The sequence below is a fragment of the Phocaeicola paurosaccharolyticus JCM 15092 genome, assembly GCF_000613805.1.
GTDB lineage: Bacteria > Bacteroidota > Bacteroidia > Bacteroidales > Bacteroidaceae > Phocaeicola > Phocaeicola paurosaccharolyticus.
In genome coordinates, this window is record NZ_BAJR01000002.1 from 164,872 (window position 1) to 183,934 (window position 19,063).

At 34.8% G+C, this 19,063-nt stretch carries 17 protein-coding genes and 1 pseudogene; 8 read left to right on the forward strand and 10 right to left on the reverse strand.

Features of this window, described 5'->3' with window-relative positions; all coding sequences use genetic code 11:
- Nucleotides 1-8: 8 nt before the first annotated feature.
- From JCM15092_RS02065 to JCM15092_RS02085, 5 genes are all read right to left on the reverse strand, one after another.
- Complete coding sequence (locus JCM15092_RS02065; RefSeq protein WP_024993199.1) at nucleotides 9-584, reverse strand: hypothetical protein; 576 nt, start codon at nucleotides 582-584, stop codon at nucleotides 9-11.
- A gap of 2 nt (nucleotides 585-586) precedes the next feature.
- Nucleotides 587-1,786: a DUF4934 domain-containing protein gene (locus tag JCM15092_RS02070; RefSeq protein ID WP_024993200.1), complete on the reverse strand. Its 1,200-nt coding sequence runs from the start codon at nucleotides 1,784-1,786 to the stop codon at nucleotides 587-589.
- A gap of 93 nt (nucleotides 1,787-1,879) precedes the next feature.
- Nucleotides 1,880-2,278: a hypothetical protein gene (locus tag JCM15092_RS02075; protein WP_024993201.1), complete on the reverse strand. Its 399-nt coding sequence runs from the start codon at nucleotides 2,276-2,278 to the stop codon at nucleotides 1,880-1,882.
- Nucleotides 2,279-2,527: 249 nt separating this feature from the next.
- The gene (locus JCM15092_RS02080; RefSeq protein ID WP_024993202.1) at nucleotides 2,528-5,320 is read right to left on the reverse strand and encodes an RICIN domain-containing protein; all 2,793 of its coding nucleotides are present in this window, start codon (nucleotides 5,318-5,320) and stop codon (nucleotides 2,528-2,530) included.
- The gene (locus tag JCM15092_RS02085; RefSeq protein WP_024993203.1) at nucleotides 5,317-5,661 is read right to left on the reverse strand and encodes a hypothetical protein; all 345 of its coding nucleotides are present in this window, start codon (nucleotides 5,659-5,661) and stop codon (nucleotides 5,317-5,319) included. Before JCM15092_RS02085 ends, JCM15092_RS02080 begins: the two co-directional genes overlap by 4 nt.
- A 1,933-nt stretch (nucleotides 5,662-7,594) precedes the next feature.
- Between JCM15092_RS02085 and JCM15092_RS02100 the strand changes: the two genes are divergently transcribed.
- Nucleotides 7,595-8,326, forward strand: a complete 732-nt coding sequence (locus JCM15092_RS02100; protein ID WP_024993204.1) for a LytR/AlgR family response regulator transcription factor — start codon at nucleotides 7,595-7,597, stop codon at nucleotides 8,324-8,326.
- A 3-nt stretch (nucleotides 8,327-8,329) separates the two neighbouring features.
- On the opposite strand, the gene JCM15092_RS17390 is transcribed toward JCM15092_RS02100, so the two are convergent.
- From JCM15092_RS17390 to JCM15092_RS02110, 3 genes are read right to left on the reverse strand one after another with little or no spacing between them, the layout of a single operon-like run.
- Nucleotides 8,330-8,860: a BamG-related protein gene (locus JCM15092_RS17390; RefSeq protein ID WP_235782248.1), complete on the reverse strand. Its 531-nt coding sequence runs from the start codon at nucleotides 8,858-8,860 to the stop codon at nucleotides 8,330-8,332.
- Between the two features lie 37 nt (nucleotides 8,861-8,897).
- Nucleotides 8,898-9,521 (reverse strand): BamG-related protein, encoded by a 624-nt coding sequence (locus tag JCM15092_RS17395; protein WP_235782249.1) that lies wholly within the window; start codon nucleotides 9,519-9,521, stop codon nucleotides 8,898-8,900.
- A complete protein-coding gene (locus JCM15092_RS02110; RefSeq protein WP_024993205.1) occupies nucleotides 9,518-10,852 on the reverse strand; it encodes a DUF4270 family protein in 1,335 nt (444 codons plus the stop codon). The genes JCM15092_RS17395 and JCM15092_RS02110 overlap by 4 nt, the downstream gene beginning before the upstream one ends.
- A gap of 181 nt (nucleotides 10,853-11,033) precedes the next feature.
- Between JCM15092_RS02110 and JCM15092_RS02115 the strand changes: the two genes are divergently transcribed.
- Nucleotides 11,034-12,059, forward strand: a complete 1,026-nt coding sequence (locus JCM15092_RS02115) for a Kelch repeat-containing protein (protein WP_084488407.1) — start codon at nucleotides 11,034-11,036, stop codon at nucleotides 12,057-12,059.
- A 121-nt stretch (nucleotides 12,060-12,180) separates the two neighbouring features.
- Here the strand turns inward: JCM15092_RS02115 and JCM15092_RS17005 are convergent.
- Nucleotides 12,181-12,324, reverse strand: a pseudogene (locus JCM15092_RS17005) (ORF6N domain-containing protein); the annotation flags it as partial.
- Between the two features lie 378 nt (nucleotides 12,325-12,702).
- Here JCM15092_RS17005 and JCM15092_RS16440 point away from each other — a divergent pair.
- Nucleotides 12,703-13,515, forward strand: a complete 813-nt coding sequence (locus tag JCM15092_RS16440) for a DUF4382 domain-containing protein (RefSeq protein ID WP_024993207.1) — start codon at nucleotides 12,703-12,705, stop codon at nucleotides 13,513-13,515.
- Nucleotides 13,516-13,695: 180 nt separating this feature from the next.
- On the opposite strand, the gene JCM15092_RS02125 is transcribed toward JCM15092_RS16440, so the two are convergent.
- Nucleotides 13,696-14,187: an acetyltransferase gene (locus JCM15092_RS02125; RefSeq protein WP_024993208.1), complete on the reverse strand. Its 492-nt coding sequence runs from the start codon at nucleotides 14,185-14,187 to the stop codon at nucleotides 13,696-13,698.
- A 120-nt stretch (nucleotides 14,188-14,307) separates the two neighbouring features.
- Here JCM15092_RS02125 and JCM15092_RS02130 point away from each other — a divergent pair, with 120 nt between their 5' ends.
- From JCM15092_RS02130 to priA, 5 genes are all read left to right on the forward strand, one after another.
- Nucleotides 14,308-14,931, forward strand: a complete 624-nt coding sequence (locus JCM15092_RS02130) for a class I SAM-dependent methyltransferase (RefSeq protein ID WP_235782250.1) — start codon at nucleotides 14,308-14,310, stop codon at nucleotides 14,929-14,931.
- Nucleotides 14,932-14,938: 7 nt separating this feature from the next.
- Complete coding sequence (locus JCM15092_RS02135; RefSeq protein ID WP_024993210.1) at nucleotides 14,939-15,502, forward strand: cob(I)yrinic acid a,c-diamide adenosyltransferase; 564 nt, start codon at nucleotides 14,939-14,941, stop codon at nucleotides 15,500-15,502.
- Between the two features lie 67 nt (nucleotides 15,503-15,569).
- A complete protein-coding gene (locus tag JCM15092_RS02140) occupies nucleotides 15,570-15,791 on the forward strand; it encodes a DUF2795 domain-containing protein (RefSeq protein ID WP_002558131.1) in 222 nt (73 codons plus the stop codon).
- A 202-nt stretch (nucleotides 15,792-15,993) separates the two neighbouring features.
- The gene (locus JCM15092_RS02145; protein ID WP_024993211.1) at nucleotides 15,994-16,569 is read left to right on the forward strand and encodes a porin family protein; all 576 of its coding nucleotides are present in this window, start codon (nucleotides 15,994-15,996) and stop codon (nucleotides 16,567-16,569) included.
- A gap of 22 nt (nucleotides 16,570-16,591) precedes the next feature.
- A complete protein-coding gene (gene priA, locus JCM15092_RS02150; RefSeq protein WP_024993212.1) occupies nucleotides 16,592-19,054 on the forward strand; it encodes a replication restart helicase PriA in 2,463 nt (820 codons plus the stop codon).
- Nucleotides 19,055-19,063: the final 9 nt, after the last annotated feature.

The following is a 19,063-nucleotide window of genomic DNA, read 5'->3' on the forward strand; positions in this document are numbered from 1 at the left end:
TATCTTAACTATTTATTCTTCAGTTTATCATTTAGTGTTTCCAAAAGAGAGTCCTCAATTTTTGTATTGTAAAGAGGGCTTCCTACAAGTGCTACTCTATTTTTTTCATCAAGTAAAAATATTTGGTACATTGGATCCTGAAAAGGTATATGGGGATTGTTCTTTGATAATAAACTCAATGAATCTATATAAATTGGATGGTTTAACTCAGTTAAATGAAAATCAGAAGCCATTTTCTTGGAGTTTATTGTTGGAGTTGTTTGAAATACGAAAATAATATAGAAATCATTTTTGTATTTATGCTCAAGTTCTACAAAATCGTTCCAAATGTACATCCGTTCTAATGTACATTTTGAACAAGATGATGAATCTGTATAAACTAGAAGTTTCATTTTAGCTTTTTCCCAAGGGCGATTGTTTTGGATTGTATCATTAATCCAACATGACATACTCGAAAAAGGTATAGAAACAGGATTTGATTTCATCTGATTTATTGTCTCTTCAACTTTTCCTTCTCGAGATTTACATCCTATACAGAAAAATGTAAAATATAATGCGGAAATATATACTAAAAAATTTCTCATGGTTACCTTATACTAATATAAATAATTGCAGGTGTTAGTATTTTCCCTTCGAATACATCTTTGATTTGTGGACTAGTTTCACTTAATTGTTTCTTAGTTATTTCACTTCCTGCATTTGCCCTAATTGCTTTGACAAATTCCTCATCGATAAATGCAACTATTTGATTGCCCCTTAAATAATAATATGTAAAAGGACAAATACCATCTATGATACTCCTGGCATTTATTATTTCCCCGTTTTTTTTGTTCTTGAGCCAAAACATAAAACTTCTATCATAAGTGTATTCTAACATTGAAAGAGAGTCTGTTTCTTGATATTTTATTAATCCCCACACTAATCCTTTGACATCCCATTTTTGACCAGACGTTACATTAGCAGTAGCTAACTCTGGCTTTACTTTTGTCAAAAACTTTCCTTTGAAATCAAAATGAATAACTTTCTCTATTGAATCATTTTTGAAAACTAATACGGAATCTGACATTATAGGTATGTGTGAAAGTCTGTCTCCATTCTTAAAAAACATCCTTTCTGAAGGGATATAAGTATATGTATTTCTCAAATACAATATATTCTTTGTGTTTTCTCCGGTAATATCTGAAATGAGTAACGCAGGAGTATTATTTTTTTTATCAGGATTTGGACACTGAACACAGTATGCATAATTATTATGATCAATTAATCCAAAAGTATATGGAAAAGACGAACTTGTACCAATAACTCTAGTTGGATTCCCATCTTTTTTGAATACTATAATTTTTTGTCCACCTCTATCAAATACATGTACATCATTATGCTTATCGACAAAAAAGTCCACTGGTCTACCAATATATTCACTTAATGCCCTTCCTCTTTCCCCAAGTTTATATAAATAACGTCCAGTAGTGTCAAACACAAAAATTGTTCGTGCTATTTCTGAATCTAGAATATATATTCTGTTATCTTTGACAATTAACTTGGATATTTGAAATATTTTATTAGCTGGCATAGAAAGAGAGCGAACAGAATCAATGGAATACTGACTATTATTTAATGGATTCGTCTGACGTTCTGGATCTATTTTTATAAAAACATCCTCATGACTATCTAACGCATCTTCTTCTACAGCACTTGAACATGCTTCACAAAAAATAATCAATAAAAATACACTACATATTGTAAAATGCCTTGCTAACTTGTTCAGCAAAATCTGATTTAATTTCATACTTAATTTTATTTAAAAACGAGCACAAAGTTTACATATGTAATTACTCATAGTAAACAATGTTGCTCGTTGTAATTAAAAAGATTCAATAAATTATATCGCTTTGCATATACCTCTATAATCTGACCTACACTCATTTTCACCACTGCCCTGCTGTTGAACAGCAACATCTCTTTTACCTGGGATAGGTTTATTATCTTTATCATAACCCGCTATACAATCCTCTTTTTCTACATGATAGTGTACGTATATTGCATTATCAATAACATTACCAAGAGCATCAACGCAAACAAAAAGAGCTCCAGCCCATTTACAAACCCTGCCCCAAGGAATTCCAGGTGCATCTGAATAACTCATAACATTTTCTGCAAGTAACATGTTATCTTCTCCCATTTGATTTGAGACAGAATACGACTGATAGGTCTTTACAGAACCTATGCAAACAGCAACAATAGCAGCTACAGCAAGAGTAGCCTTAAATTTTTTTTTCATGTTGTTTATTTGTTAATCTTCCTCACAACAAAAAAAAGTAAGTTGCGAGAAAGGGTTAAAATTAAAATAATTATTCTCTCAGGCTTCATCTGCAGATTCTTGATCGGAGAGTATTGCAGAATCAACCTTTTCGCAAGGATGATCGGTCCTCACTATATATCATATTCCAAAACGAAGTTGTGTGCATTAAGTCAACTTCACACTAAAGCACAGATTTGAAACAGTCAATAATTCTCAATTAATTTTTTACTACCACCAGACTTGTTTTCCATCTTCATACGTAAAGATTCGTTCCTCATGCCCTTTGGCCAGGTTCTTGAGCACATATAGTCCGTTACGTGGCATATTCTTTAGTTTAAGAATGTTTTCTTTGGCAGTAATCGTCGTCAAGACTTTCCATTCTCCATTATTCCAGTATACAAGTTCGTATTTGTTACCCACCTCGATACTGTTTCCATCATTACGAGGAATGAAACGAAATTTCGTCACTTGTTTTTGAGTTTTGAGTTTGAGTCCTACCCAGTGCCCATCGGGACTAGTACCCTGGAAGCCAGTGAGGATATTGTTGTCAAAAACTCGTTCCTTGGGTCCCCAATCGACACCTTCTGTTCCGATAATATCGCCCTTTATGGTATCTCCATTCTCGTCAAAGAACCAAAGTTCATTGATGTTACCATAGGAACCATTTGGACTCTTGTATCTTAGATAACGGTACTTACCAGTATCTGTTACTGGAAATTCGTACCAACCTCCATTTGTCACTTCGTTAAAGTAATACAGGTCTGTTGCGTCTGAGAAGTCTGCTTTATTAGCTCCCTGAAATCTGCCCTGCATCATACGGAAGTTAAAGAAATCCTGTGCACCAAAGAATGGATATTTACGAGTGAGATTTAATGTACATCTCTTTTTGGTATCGATATGTACATTCTTTATTGTTCCATCAGGCAAAATATGGAAAGAATCACCAAAGGTGACAATTTTTCCTTTCTCGTAGAACGCGCTAACATACATTACATTACGGCCCATCTTCGGAAATGTAACTTTGCCATCATTTATCACACCATAGTGTACAGGAACCCATTCTCGATTATCAAAAACGCAGATATATGCAATTTTCTTTTCTTTATACTTTTCTGGTACATTGCGTGTAACATCTGTTGTTTCATAATATTCCTCTGTCACGTCAATCCAGTCTGCTAACCTGAAAAGCTGTGGAATGCTTTTCTCATCCTTCATATCCATGGCAATCTGTCTGTTCAACCGGAAACGATGACGGAAAATCTTTGGTTTAAGATAGCTGTGATAGTAGTGAGCAGTATCTCCCGGTACACATCCCATATAAAAAGGAGTTGACTTTCCATCAGGTAAGATAAGTACACTCCACTGGTGAGAAAGACTACGATTTCCCCAATGAGGAGTAAAATCTATTGCAGCAGGAATACTTAAACTCCTACATGTGAAGACCGTAAAACTAGCTTCATCGCGGCAGTTTCCGGTACGAGCTTTGAGCAATGATGAAGCCTTTGGAGCAAAACTTGTACTTGCACCTACCCATTCCCACTGCCCCATGATATCAAATACACGGAGTGCTTCTGACATCTGAGAACCAAATGTAAAATTAGAGTTTACAATTGGATTAGTGCCTTTCTGCTCAATTTTCCATTGCTGAGTCTTTGCCCCAGTATATGGATTCTGGACTAAAATAACCTTGTTTGTTTTTTTGTCCTTCTCAATATCAAGGAATAGACCTGTATCTTTACTCATAATACGTGATAAACCATTACCTATAGGAATCACTATCCACTTTTGATTATTACCGTTGATGTATTTATACTGGCTCATCGGAGCGCCTATATCAATTTGTGCATACATTACTTCCATACAAAGATCTATGGTGTCAGTTTTGAATGCTGATATGCTCCAACAAGCACGACCAAGGTAATCCATCCTTACCATCTGCGTGCTGTCATTCTTTTGCAAGGGCTTCACCTCTAATAAATTCAGGAGTGAAGATTGGAGAGTATCAAATGTTAAATAGTAACCGTTCTGCATGTTCTTAATCATGCAAAATGTCTTAGAGTAGTCTTCGATTTTACCCTCATCACATTTCTCAATTGCACATATCTGAACATAGTCTAGACCAATGGTATCACCAGCAAAACCTATACTTACCTTATTGATTCCTTTTTTCAGATTAAGGAGCTGTCCAACTCTACTTGTACGGAAACTATTTGCATCATTGGTAGGATCTAGTCTTAAGGTATCTACAAACTGATCATTTATCATCACGACTGCTCTTGAATGTCTTTTGGTTGCAGAATATCTAAAAGACATATTCTTTTGGCACTCGGCAATGACATCTATATTAAAGGATACGACAGACCCACTATTTGTGAGCAGGACATATTTATCCTGCGATGCCCCAACTTTATCAGAAGAAACACAACCTTCAAGGTCAAGTGTTTCTATTTCCATCTGAGCACCTCGTTTGCTGTACACATTGTTCAGTCTTAACGACGGGAATATCTGCTTAACAGACTGTCTCCAGTCACTCAATGGTTCATCAAGCAGGCGGTATGGGAGTACATAATCAAAGAACAAAGAAGTACTATAGTCTCTGTTCCATGCAACCTCATGCCAAAGTTCACAGGCTTCATCAATAACCTTAATAAGATAGTCTGACTTTACATTCCTGATGTCAATAGCAATTTTGTTAGTAGTAAAACTGATGTCTTTTGTCTTTTCCGTTAAAAACTTTTCACGCTGCTCCAAAGGATAATCTGCCATAGCGAGATATGCAGAATCTGCAGACTCAACGCTCTTTCCCTCTTGAGTATAGTGATATGGCATATTCTCTATAAGAAACTTGGCTGCACTATACTTCAGCGTATCAGGATCATTCTTGAAATGTTCAAGAACTTTCTCTAATTCTGCACGGTTCTCTCCGGCCTGTTCAAGAGCAAAATCCAGATTTGGATTACAAGCAACTAAACAAAATAGAGAAAGTGTACTTAGTGCAATTTTTTTTAATATAATATTCATTTTATCATTTTTTTTGTAATGTTTATATCACTAATAATTACAAGAAGACTTACATCAGTTCTATATCCTGTCGTGAAACCATCATACTGGCACAGTAGATTGTTGAGTTTGACGAACACATGGGCCTGATCCGATTTATAGGAATGGACAAAACCTTCGAGTTCGCAGAGATGGCCACTTGTGATTCTCACAGCATCACCATTCTTCAAACGTATGGATTCGATGTTTATATCCACATCGCTATTGCCTACCATGAATTTAAGTGTTTCTATTTGATCGTTAGGGATAATAGCAAGTGGATGACGATTAAATTCATCCACTCGACCACAGCAGTCAACCATGAACTTGTTAATAAAGGAAAGTTGACTACTTCCCTGCGCTGTCTTTCTGTCACTCGGGTCATGTTATTATAGGTTATAAGTAGCATAACCGATTGCAGCTGATGCAGCCACTACTGTCACAGCAAGTGTGGTCTTAATAATGTTTTTCATTTTTCTTTAATCTTTTGGTTAATTATTTAATACGTCATCCTCTCTTGTGCACTAGATCAGATTCCGTTTTTTAATCGGATAACTATATGTAACAAAATGCTAAAATAATCTATCAAAGGTTATAGAGTAATAGCGATTTTCATAAGGTGATACTCACAGAAACTGCAAGTCGAAAAACGAAAAGATGATGAAACAAATCTAATTTAATTTTTTCTTAGTAGGATAGGTAATAGTACGAATCATAGTATTCAGTTGCAATAGTAATTAAATACTACAATATTTCCAAATTTTTTTACAAAAAACTATAATTCCATTAATATATAAGTTCTAACATCACGAATCTTCAGTTTAAATTCTTACAAAGCACTGATGATACTAGTTCTGAATATATTCATCAGGAGTAGTATGACAGCAAGAATCCACAATATCACGGACTAAATGAACGATGCCATGGGTGAGAAATGGATCAGCTCTCCAAAACACCCACAAGACTCAACACTTCCGAAATACTCTGATGGAAAGAAAGCATTTAATCCTGTGAGATACAAGAAGAATTAGATCATCACTAAGAATGTCATGCTTATCACATTCTGAACAATCCAGTCAATGTTAGAATTCCAATCAACAGTTCCAATGCACATACAGCATAGCGATACCACGGCTTCATCCATAAATATAATCCAACATATACAAATCAATATATTGCTGTACTTCTTGAGTGAAGGAATCAATATTGACTGACTTAAGAATACCGGAGGCCACAAACACTATTCCTATTATGTAAGATATGTATTTCATAAAGATTGGTACTTTATTAATTTAATTATCTTTTAATTATTCATATCAAAACAATTCTGCAAACTCGTAATACAATGTACACTAAAAGAATCATTTTATAATTCTTTTATGAATACGTTTCAGTATTATGTTTTGCATTGTCGGGTTATTAATTGGAGTTCCAACTGTAACAACATTCCCCTCGAAATCGATTAGAAATGTATTACAAAGTTGCACCGAAGGAAGAAACTCATTTCGTTTCAGAAATACACCTGCAGTATCTATTACATAGATATTCTTCTGACTATGAACTTATTATTCCGATGCTTTTACTAATTCTTTCTTCATTTTTTCATCAATATCTCGATATAGAGCGAATACTTTGCTTCCTTCTTTGTGTACACTAAGTGAGCCAACTAAATTTGGATCCTTTACCTGCTTATATTAATTTCCTACAAAAGTACGACGAGCCAAGTGGATGATGCTTTCCCATCAGTTTTTATTCTATTTACACCAATTAAAAAATGAGAGGATTATAGAAAAAATCAATTAGAGTATTCATGAATAGGTATATTATCTGTGTCGCAAAACTTGTCGTGATTGGATGATGAACCGATCATGATCGGTTGGTCAACGAATCATGATCGGTTGAGCAACGAATCATGATTCGTTTAACGGTTTATCATGATCCATTTTCTGAACAGAGATAATGTTATTAATAAAGAATAGACAGAATTATCGCATACTTATATTACAACTATTTGTCATTTCCATCCATAATTATACTGTTTTCTACGTATAAAAAATAGAGTAGAAGCGGTCTTGAACTTATCGTAATTATTTTATTTTTAAGTTAATATTAAAATAAATAAGCAATTGAATTTTGTTAAGTTTGTTGAAATTCGAACACATAATGAGAAAATCCGCTGTTTCGTCGATTTTTTTTAGTTATAGGCATAAGAAGAATAAATTAAGTACCTAACATTAACTATTATTTTGATTTGATATGACTATAACTTGTGCAATTTTAGAGAATGACCAGTCGATGATTAATACATTGCAAAAATATATTGAACAAACACCTTTTCTTACACTTTGTGGGGTCTATACCAATCCGATGGAAGCTTTATCTAAATATTACGAGCAGCAAATTCAACTCTTCTTTATTGGCATCGAGAACGATGAGATGAACGGATGTCAGTTTTGTCAGCTTTTGAATAACTCAACAAGAGTGATCTTTATATCATCAGATAAAGAATATGCAGCCGACTGTTTCCGCCTTGACGCTCTTGACTACCTGCTTTCTAATTTCACCTATCCAATATTCCTTGATGCAACGAACAAAGCTCTTAGGTGGTTCAATAATAAAAAAAGCACCATATTAAATCTCCCTGAAAAAGAGAAAGAAAAGAAACCATTCGTTTATATAAAGTCAGAATACAAAGTGGTTCGTCTTGACTTGTTCCGAATAAACTATATAGAAAGTTTAGGAGATTACATTAAAATATATTGCACTGATGAAGTAAAACCTATATTAAGTCTTTGCAGTATGAAAAGTATAGAAGAAGTCCTTCCTGAGGACGACTTTATAAGAGTTCACAGATCATACATCGTCAGAAAAGAAAGAATAATAGAAATAAAAAAAGGGCACATAGTTTTTAATTCTGTAAATATCCCTATTGGTGATTCTTATCGTAAAAAGTTCCAAAACTATATTGATAATTTGCCTATACTATAATAACTAATTAATTTTTCCTCTTTGAATCCTCTCTCCAAAAGTCATATTGAAGTTAAGTGAAAGCTGATTCTCCTGCATAAGGTTTGCCTTAGTATTGAGCTGTTGTTTCCATGAAACTCCCATAGATAAAGTAGATTGCATAAATGGTATAGCAATACCTGCATTTAAATTCAGATAGTTCATTTTCTCTTTTTTGAATGTTATGTAGGAATTGCTTATGCCAATGCCACACATATACTCTATTGAACGTCGTTCTGGATTTTTGTTATAAATCATTCCTACATTGAATTTATGTTGATCTATGTAGTCATATGAACTTACTGAAGATGAATTGCGACTCCATTGTATCCAATTATAATCTCCGGAAAGTGTTATCTTATTATTGTCATAAGTTACTCCTAATCCTATACGCTGAGGTATGTACTGCTTTTCATTATGGTAATAAGTTTCAATGTCAGTATCTTCAGAACTATTATCATATGTCAGTGTATTTTTTTGATTTAATTTAGAAGAAAGCCCATAAACAAGTCCCATTGACCATTTTTTGCTTAAAGCATAGTGTAATCCAAAATCAGAATAGAATGTACTTTTTTTTAGACTCTCTGTTAACAACAACTCCTTCGTCAGTCTCACTCTGTTCTATCATTCCTGAGATAAATCCAATGTTAACTCCTAATGAGAGCCTTTTATTCAATAAAAAGGCGTTAGATAAATAAAACCTATACAATCCACCTGTACCCTCGAAAGAAGAGGTAATATATGAATTAGTTGTTCCTTCAATTTCCTGGTCCACACTTATCAGATACCCTACACTTGTATAAGGAGCTACGCCTACCATTGTGTACCACTTAGGAAGTAATCTTATTCCCATTGAAAATCTATTAAGATTTCCCGTAAAAGCAGTGCTAGTCTTGCCAAGCATACTGTATTTACTATACGATGCAACCATACCAATATCAAAGACTAGGCCGGTACTGTCCATACCTGTTATACATGCAGGATTCTGTGAATTCATAAGACCATTCTTTCTAAGGCCTATTGCCACATTACCCAACCCCGAATATTTACCTCCATCTCCCATAGACAATTCACCTAAGCCATACATCGAGGTAGGCAGGCTTGTTGTATTTTGTGCTTCCGTTGCAGATACTATCGAAATTGAAGCAATAGCAACCAAAATTATATTTCGTTTCATTTATTATATGCTTTATATCTTATATCCAATCTTATCTGTCCTTTATCTTTTGAGTGATCATTTGAAAACACGACCTGATCGAAAGTACATACAAAGTCATCATCATCAAGTATAAGGAACAGTTTCTTCCTGTTCATGCCCCATGTACCAAGGTTGTCTTGCATGAACGATGTCAAGTCAAACGAATAGTATGTCTCATCACCATATATATTATCTACAACAAGGTTACCATTCTGTATCGTTGTTCCCATAGAATCGTATACCTGGTTCTCTGTATTATTGTTGTCATCTGCTATATATAACCTGAGTGTAGAGGGCAGTTGGCTATACTTCCCATAACTGTTCTTTAATGGATACAAATAAAGAGTCGCACTTTCAATCGATACAATGTCACCAGCCACCTGTATATTATTAAGATAGGGGAACTCTATAGAATTATATATACCTGTAAGCCCCTGCAAATAGGCACGCTTCCCTGTCTTGTAGGATAATATCGAGTTATTCTGCCCTGGAATTAACTGTGAGATTTGTGAAGAACTTCTGTCGTGTTCTACATGAGTATATGAATAGTCTGTATTTACAGTATATATCAATTCTTTTTCCTCTAGAGTATTATTTGATTCATGGTAATAAACTTTCATATACATTGAAGAATCATTAACCATAAAGCCTGTAATGCAGCTTCCATAATTATCTTGTTTAAAAGCAAGGCCATGAAAATATTCACGAAACTTATCCTGGCTATCTAAAGCTTCATTTTCAGAGAGAATATCTTCAAATAGTTGTTTACCAAATTTATCAGGCATCCTTACTTCAATATCATTGTCCGTATTTGGTTTTGGCTTATACAAAAAGCTGAAAAGTGGCGAATCCTCTGTCGTTACTTTGGATGTGTTATACAGAGTCTCTTCTGAATTGAGAGCTATAGCTTTTGATAACTTATATACATTTATTCTCTGTGTAACAAGCGTATCACCCCAATAATGTCCAGATGGAGTCATATTCAATGTAATAGAATCGAAAGTATATGTGCTACCATCATCTACGCTGAAACTTGCCTTATTATATTCGGCGTAAAAAGATGAAGTAACCTTACCAAAAACAGAATCCTCATAATAACCTATCTGAGTCACACTGTCACCCAATGTTTTAAGAGAATCGACCAATATCGTACTTATGTCAACACTACAAGTATCTGTAAAAACGTTCCTGAATGAACTCTCAACCAAGCTCTCTCCCAAGTAGGAATTCTCATCCTGACAAGAGAAGAGAGCGGTTAAAAGAACAAAACATGCAATTAAACTAAATGATTTATTTCTGGTCAATATCATACTCATTATTTCTTTATGCTGCAAAGAAAAATAATTGATATTGTATGTTCATAAAGTAATCGTCGAACCAATAGCTTTTGTCTTCTAATGGGTTTAACGATAAATAATGGCTGTTTATCGACCTTATTTGCAACAGTTTTGAGAGGGATATATATTCGCCGATAAAATTTTGATTAAAAAAATGATAAACATTAAGAAGTACTTAAGTATAGCTCTGCTGGGGTTGATAACACTGAGCAGTTGCGTTGACGATGAAGACTCATATACTCAGGGAGTATGGGAGCGTAAATCAGATTTTGACGGAGTAGCACGAAGTCAAGCCAGTAGTTTCACCATAGGGAATAAGGGATATCTATGCTGCGGATATACAGGCAAAAAAACTCTTAATGATCTATGGGTATACGATGCCGATCAAAATTACTGGTCAAAATGTGCTTCAATGCCTGATGAAGCTCTATCTCGTTTGGATGCTGCCGCATTCAGTATTAATGGGAAAGGATACATCACTGTTGGTTATAATAAAGAGAGTATGACATATCTTAAGGATACATGGGAATATGATCCAGATACAGACACTTGGACCAAGATGGATGATTTTCCTGGTGGAGAAAGAGTTGGAGCAATAGCTTTTTCAATTAACGGATACGGATATATAGGATGTGGAAAGAACGATAACTATCTAAAAGATTTCTATCGCTTTGACCCAACAGCGCCATCAGGCAGCCAGTGGCAGATTGTGAATGGATATGGAGGTACAAAGCGTGTATATGGAACATCTTTTGTTATAGATAATGTAGCATATATATGTTGTGGACAGAATAATGGTTCGGCTGTATACGACTTTTGGAAATTCGACGGCACCACCTGGACACAACTTAGAGATATTGAAGATACCAGTGATTATGACTATGATGACGACTATGCAATAGTAAGATGGAATGCTGTTTCGTTTGTTATTGATGGTAAAGGATATATAACAAGCGGCTATAACAATGGGAATCTATCCGATTATTGGGTCTATTATCCGGAAACAGACTTATGGTATGGTGACAGTGATGATGAATACACTCCATTTGAAGGAACGGCAAGATATCAATCAGTTTCGTTCTCTACTGGTACCAGAGGTTTTATAGTTACAGGAGGTAGCGGAGGAAGTTACTATTTCGATGATATGTGGGAGTTACTTCCATATGAACTTGAAGATTAATCTATTCTATTTTATTAATTATTAATGTTCCTTTCATAAAGCAAAGGAACTTACAATGAGAGGATGTCTCCAAAGGGGCATCCTCTAATTTGTTGTATGAAGGGCATGTTATACTTTAGTGTTCTTTTGATAATTCAAACATTAAATCGCTTGAGAAGCGAATAAGGTTTCTTCTTACAGCTTCTTTTAATCGTTTGGTCTCACTTCCATAAAGCTCAGCCAAATCAAAGTCTAACATAACCTTTTTACCTCTGATTTCATATATTTTATTCTATTTTCAAACTCATTTTTTGAATTTTAGTTCAAGACCATGGCTCATATATTATATTTTACTATAAAATATTACGCAAAGATAATAGCTTATTTTTGAAGGTTTTTGTAAACAAAAAGGTCATAATATTTGATTGTTTAGTGACATAAAGTTGTTTTATGTAATGGGTTTTACGGCGCTATTTTATTGATTATTGGTTAAGGCTAACATTTTTCTATAATCCTAAATCTTATGTTATTTATGGTTAATGCATTGTATTTATATGGCCACTTTTTTGCGATTTTATAGGCATTTACTGATTTTTGTCGCGAGTAATTCATAAATGCTCTATGTAAGGTATTGGTTTCGTATTATTAATTAATAATTATTGTTATGAAAAAGTTATTTAGTATTATTCCCTTTTTAGGATTGGTTACACTACTCTTCACATCTTGTGGAAGTGATTTGAATGACAATAACGCAAATGGTAAGTCTCAAGTTGGATTTTATCTGACAGATGCTCCTATAGTAAAAGGATATAAAGCAGTAAACATTGATGTGAAATCCATTAGTTTTTCAACGGATTCTATACATTGGGTTAATTTACCTATTGCAGGAAAAGTTGTAGAAATCACTAAATTTGCAAATGGTAAAGATTCTCTACTCTCCAATATAGTTCTTGATGCAGGAGTTAAGGTTACACAGATACGTTTGCTATTAGGCATAAACAACACAATTGTACTTAATGATGGAACAGTTAAACCATTGATAGTACCAAGTGGATATACTTCCGGATTGAAATTAAATGTACAGTCTGTACCTTCACTGACAAGTGGATATAAGGTTCTCATTGACTTTGATGCAGCAAGATCTATTGTTGCAAGAGGTAACGGATCATATTCACTTAAACCGGTTATTAGGTCTTATATTCAGGCTAACACATCATTCATTGATGGTTATTTGTCACCTGCTAAGGAGGCTGTTCGTGTGTTCACAATTAATACTGCCGGTGATACCATCTCAACAGTTTCGGATACACTAAAAAACAACTATTTTAGAGTTAGTGGATTATTTAGTGCTAACTATAAAATTCAGGGTCAGAAAATTAATACAGGTGAGATTGTTACAATAAAAGATAATGTCTCTGTAATAGGCGGCACTGATATACATTTATCAACTGCTGAACAGCCTTTATTGGTTCCTTAAACAGATAGTGAGATGATTTAGATAGCGCTTTAGCGCATATGAAATATAAAATTAAAACCAGCCTCTTTATTGTAAATAAAAGAGACTGGTTTTTGTGTAATATGTCTTGGCACTAAGAGCTAATGAGATATGCTAAAATCTTTTCCCTAAGTAAATAATACTTGTGATACTCTATTATTATCAGATGTCGGTCTCTTTTTGGAATGATACTCTAGGCGTTCCATCGGCAACATAAATTATACCACATCTTTTAAAGCCATAGTCAATAAGTAGATTCTGCATTTTGCTGTTTACCTCATGGGTGTCTATTCTTATATTGTTACATCTGTTAAAACACCAATCTAGGGAACTCTTTGCCACTCCCGGGTAGCTTCCATCAGAAGCGAGTCTATGTACTACTGCATATGGGTGCTCATTAATCCAGTTTCCACCATCTATATAGTTGTATGTTGGGTCATTCCCTATGATGAAACAGAAGGTGCCTATGCTCTTTTCGCCTTCAATGCATATGTAGCAGTGCTTATTCTCAATCTCACTTCTTATAAGTTCCTCAGAAGGATAGCCATTTACCCATTGAATCATATTGCCATTTTTACGCATATAATCTCTTGCTGATGAGAATAGTTTCATCAGTTCCGGAATATCTTTATAGGTTGCTTCTCTTATATCCATACGGCATCTTTCTTTATATAGCACAAATATAAAGCTAATTTTATTATGATTATATCTTATGCATTATTGATGTTTTGTTACATTTGTAGTATAGTCATTGAAGACAATAGGAAACATAAAATGATAACATTTACAAGAAGATTATATAATTGGTGCAGACGTTTTCGTCATCGTTGTGGGTATGGAGTTCATTCTCCATCTGATTTTTTTCTTATAACATCAGTTATTTACGAGAACTATTCATATTATGCATACAAGGAACTTCAGAAAGGAGTATGCTGTAAAAGCAACAGGTATCGTACCAAAGTTTACAGATTACTCTTCAGACTTATAAACTATTATACTCCTGAGTCTGTTATAGATATAGCTTGTGATGGTGGAATAAGTATGTCGTATATGAAGGCTGCTTCGAAGAAGCTTACCTTCTACTCATTAAGTGATGCGAAAGATGATGAGGTTGTCAAAAAATTAGATCAACTGTTGGATGAGATGGATAAGATTGATTGTCTTCATATAGGCTTTACTCCATATTATAAAGATATCTTCGATAAGGCGATAGACCATGTTAATGATAAGAGTATTATTATAGTATGCAATCCATATTCATCTGATAAAAAGAGAGAATGGTGGAACAATCTGCAGAGAGATAACAGGGTTGTATTGACATTCGACCTTTACGATATTGGCATTATTCTTTTTCCAAAAGATAGATATAAACAGAATTATATAGTTAACTTCTTATGATAAGATTATGAAAAAAAGTGACATTTATACTAGAAAAGGAGATAGCGGCTCTACATCATTAGTTGGTGGAGTAAGAGTTCCTAAAACTCATGTACGTCTTGAAGCCTATGGTACTGTGGATGAGCTGAATTCTCATCTAGGTCTGCTTGAAACTTATTTAACAGAAGATAGAGACAAGGATTTAGTCCTGTTTATCCAGCATAAGCTCTTCTCTATAGGATCATATCTAGCAACTGACCCTGATCAGACAGAATATAAACCGCAGTCAAAGCTTTTTGCTGAGGATATAGTGAGGCTGGAAAATGAAATTGATGCGATTGATGAGACCCTTCCTAAGATGACAGCATTTATAATACCTGGTGGATGTCGTGCCTCTGCTCAGGCTCATGTATGCAGAACAGTCTGTAGACGTGCTGAGAGACGTATTTGGGTACTGAAATCTGATCAGGATATTGATGAACTTATAACTACTTTTATTAATAGATTGTCTGATTATCTATTTATTTTATCAAGGAGATTAAATTTATTAACAAATAGAAGTGAAGTTTTTTGGAATAAAAGTTGCAAATGACAAAAAATAATATACTTTTGCGGCAAATAAAAAAATCATATTATTTTAATACTAAAACGGGAATACTATGTATTGGACATTAGAATTGGCCTCAAAATTAGAAGATGCTCCATGGCCTGCTACAAAAGATGAGCTAATTGATTATGCAATGCGTTCTGGCGCACCTCTTGAAGTTATCGAAAATTTGCAGGAGATGGAGGATGAAGGTGAAATATATGAGAGTATAGAGGATATTTGGCCTGATTACCCAAGCAAAGAAGATTTCTTCTTTAACGAAGAGGAATATTAATTGAATTTAATTATTCTAACTATATCTTTATATACAAAACCTGACTCTTTTTGTCGGGTTTTTTTGTTATGACAAGCGGGCAAACAATTATTGCATAACATTGTTATAGTTTAAATTAGGTTTGACTTAATATTAGTTTATCTATACTATTCATTCCGCTTTTTGTCTTTTTTTATTGTAAAATTCACTAAAATTGAAAGTCATGAAAAAGTTTGTGTTATTTTTTGCTCTTGTAGCTATGCTATTTATAAGCGTACCGGCAAATGCACAATTAAAATTCGGTGTAAAGGGAGGTTTGAATATCTCTAAATTGAATATCTCTGAAAGCGCATTATCTACAGATAATAGAACAGGATGGTTTATCGGGCCTATGGCTGAGTTTACAATTCCTATCGTTGGATTGGGTGTAGATGCTGCTGCTCTCTATTCGCAGTCTAAATTATCTGCTGATGGATCTGATGCAACACTAAAGAGCATTGAGGTTCCAGTTAACTTAAAAATGTCTTTCGGATTGGGTAGCACACTTGGAGCATATATTGCAGCAGGTCCTCAGTTCGGATTTAACATAGGCGACAAATGGGATTCAATCTTACACCTGAAGAAGAATACTACAACATTCAATGTAGGTGCAGGTGTGAAACTGATAAATCATATCCAAGCCGGAGTAAACTACAATTTTGCACTAGGCAACACAGCAACTATTAAGGATACTCTTCATAATATAGATTTTGATGCAAAAAATAATACTTGGCAAGTTTCCTTGGCATACATCTTCTAAATTATATTTGTAATTTAGCGGCATGAAAAAGTATGTCGATGTAATATTGCCGCTTCCTTTATCAAACCTATATACATATTCCCTTGCTGAAGAGATGCAAGAGGATGTGGATGTAGGTTTTCGTGTTGTTGTACCTTTCGGTAAAAAGAAATATTATACTGCTATTGTAGCAAAGGTACATTATGACAAGCCACAGGAATATGAAGTGAAAGAGGTGAGTGAGGTACTCGACAATCATCCTATCATTCTTGCCGATCAGCTGGAACTGTGGAGATGGATAGCATCATATTATCTTTGTACTCTTGGTGATGTATATAAGGCTGCTATACCATCAGGACTCAAGATTGAGAGCGAGACTGTAATAGTATATAATAAAGAGTTTGAAGCATCATCCCCTCTATCTGATAAAGAGCAGAAGGTACTCGATATACTTGAAAATGATAATGAGCTATGTATCAATCTGCTTGAGAAATATAGTGGCATAAAAAATATCCTTAGGATAGTAAATCACCTGCTCGATAAAGAGGCTGTTTTTATAAAAGAGGAGTTAAAGAACAACTACAAACCAAAAGTAGAGGCTCGTGTACGTCTTGTGGATAACACTCTTGATGAAGATAGATTGAATGCCATTTTTGATTCATTGAGCAGAGCCCAGAAACAGCAGGCAATGCTGATGAAATTCATTGAACTTTCACAATGGTTCTCCGACAAGAATCTTCAAAAGGAGGTCTCAAAAGCTGAACTTATTCAGAAGAGCGGATTCTCGGCTGCTATATTTAGAGAACTGGAGAAGAAGAATATTCTTGAGACCTATTTCCATGAGATAGGAAGAATATCCGATTCAAAGATAGAACTTTCTGAGGTGAACACTCTGAATGATTTTCAGGTTTATGCCTACAACTCCATTATTGATAGTTTCAATAAAAGAGATGTGTGCCTTCTGCATGGGGTAACATCAAGTGGTAAAACAGAAATTTATATTAATCTTATACATAAAGTACTCCAAGCCGGTAAACAGGTCCTGTATCTGCTTCCAGAAATAGCTCTTACTACACAGATAACAGAACGTCTCAAAAAAGTGTTCGGAGACAGACTTGGCATATACCACTCTAAGTTTTCGGATGCAGAGAGGGTAGAAATATGGCAGAAACAACTTACAGAAAAGCAATATGATGTTATCTTGGGTGTGAGATCTTCAATTTTTCTGCCGTTTACAAATCTGGGACTTGTGATTATAGATGAGGAACATGAGAATTCCTATAAACAGCAAGATCCTGCTCCAAGATATCATGCCAGAAGTGCAGCAATAATGCTTGCTTCACGATTTCAATCAAAAGTATTGCTCGGAACAGCTACACCAAGTGTGGAGAGTTATTACAATGCTCTTACCGGCAAGTATGCACTTGTAGAACTTAATGAGAGATATAAAGATCTTGAGTTGCCTCACATAGAGCTGGTAGACATAAAAGAGCTTGCGCGCAAAAAGATGATGACAGGACCATTCTCGCCGATACTAATCAAAAATATTCGAGAAGCTCTGGAGAGGAAAGAGCAAGTTATACTCTTTCAGAACAGACGTGGCTTTGCTCCAATAATAGAGTGCAGCGTATGCGGTTGGGTGCCAAAATGCAAGAACTGTGATGTGAGCCTTACTTATCATAAAAACCGGAGTATGCTTACATGTCACTATTGTGGATACACCTATCAAATGCCTACTGTATGTCCTGCTTGTGGAAATGTGGACCTTAAGAACAGGGGATATGGAACAGAGAGGATAGAGGATGATGTAGAGAAGCTATTCCCAGAAGCTAAGGTGGCAAGGATGGACCTCGACACTACACGTACACGTAATTCTTATGAAAATATCATATCTGACTTTGAGAATGGCAATATAGATATACTTATTGGTACACAGATGATATCTAAAGGCCTTGATTTTGATAATGTTAGCATAGTAGGTATACTAAATGCCGATAATCTTCTTAACTATCCCGATTTCAGAAGTTATGAAAGAGCATTCCAGCTTATGGCTCAGGTTGCAGGAAGGGCAGGAAGAAAATATAAGAGAGGACTTGTTATATTGCAGACCAAGTCAGCAGAAGTGCCTGTTATTTCTCAGGTAATCAACAACGATTACCAAGGAATGTATAATGATCAGATTGAAGAGAGGGAGGCATTTAAATATCCACCGTTTTATAAACTGATATGTGTTTATGTGAAACATCGTAATGAAGATGTTACCGTAAGAGCTGCAGAAACTATAGCCGGAATATTACGTACAGGACTTGGAAACAGGATACTTGGGCCCGATAAGCCTGCTGTGGCTAGGGTACAGAATCTATTTATTCGCAAAATTCTTTTAAAGATAGATAATCGCATATCTATTGCCAAGGTACGTGATTACTTGGTCTCTGTACAGAAAAGCATTGTTGCAGATGAGGCTTTCAGATCGGTAACGATATATTATGATGTTGATCCAATGTAAGAATTTTAG

Bases quoted from the DNA above. Each gene is read 5' to 3' on its own strand.
- JCM15092_RS02065 (WP_024993199.1), bottom strand. From the start codon at position 584: ATGAGAAATTTTTTAGTATATATTTCCGCATTATATTTTACATTTTTC.
- JCM15092_RS02070 (WP_024993200.1), bottom strand. From the start codon at position 1,786: ATGAAATTAAATCAGATTTTGCTGAACAAGTTAGCAAGGCATTTTACA.
- JCM15092_RS02075 (WP_024993201.1), bottom strand. From the start codon at position 2,278: ATGAAAAAAAAATTTAAGGCTACTCTTGCTGTAGCTGCTATTGTTGCT.
- JCM15092_RS02080 (WP_024993202.1), bottom strand. From the start codon at position 5,320: ATGAATATTATATTAAAAAAAATTGCACTAAGTACACTTTCTCTATTT.
- JCM15092_RS02085 (WP_024993203.1), bottom strand. From the start codon at position 5,661: ATGGTTGACTGCTGTGGTCGAGTGGATGAATTTAATCGTCATCCACTT.
- JCM15092_RS02100 (WP_024993204.1), top strand. From the start codon at position 7,595: ATGACTATAACTTGTGCAATTTTAGAGAATGACCAGTCGATGATTAAT.
- JCM15092_RS17390 (WP_235782248.1), bottom strand. From the start codon at position 8,860: ATGGGACTTGTTTATGGGCTTTCTTCTAAATTAAATCAAAAAAATACA.
- JCM15092_RS17395 (WP_235782249.1), bottom strand. From the start codon at position 9,521: ATGAAACGAAATATAATTTTGGTTGCTATTGCTTCAATTTCGATAGTA.
- JCM15092_RS02110 (WP_024993205.1), bottom strand. From the start codon at position 10,852: ATGATATTGACCAGAAATAAATCATTTAGTTTAATTGCATGTTTTGTT.
- JCM15092_RS02115 (WP_084488407.1), top strand. From the start codon at position 11,034: ATGATAAACATTAAGAAGTACTTAAGTATAGCTCTGCTGGGGTTGATA.
- JCM15092_RS16440 (WP_024993207.1), top strand. From the start codon at position 12,703: ATGAAAAAGTTATTTAGTATTATTCCCTTTTTAGGATTGGTTACACTA.
- JCM15092_RS02125 (WP_024993208.1), bottom strand. From the start codon at position 14,187: ATGGATATAAGAGAAGCAACCTATAAAGATATTCCGGAACTGATGAAA.
- JCM15092_RS02130 (WP_235782250.1), top strand. From the start codon at position 14,308: ATGATAACATTTACAAGAAGATTATATAATTGGTGCAGACGTTTTCGT.
- JCM15092_RS02135 (WP_024993210.1), top strand. From the start codon at position 14,939: ATGAAAAAAAGTGACATTTATACTAGAAAAGGAGATAGCGGCTCTACA.
- JCM15092_RS02140 (WP_002558131.1), top strand. From the start codon at position 15,570: ATGTATTGGACATTAGAATTGGCCTCAAAATTAGAAGATGCTCCATGG.
- JCM15092_RS02145 (WP_024993211.1), top strand. From the start codon at position 15,994: ATGAAAAAGTTTGTGTTATTTTTTGCTCTTGTAGCTATGCTATTTATA.
- priA (WP_024993212.1), top strand. From the start codon at position 16,592: ATGAAAAAGTATGTCGATGTAATATTGCCGCTTCCTTTATCAAACCTA.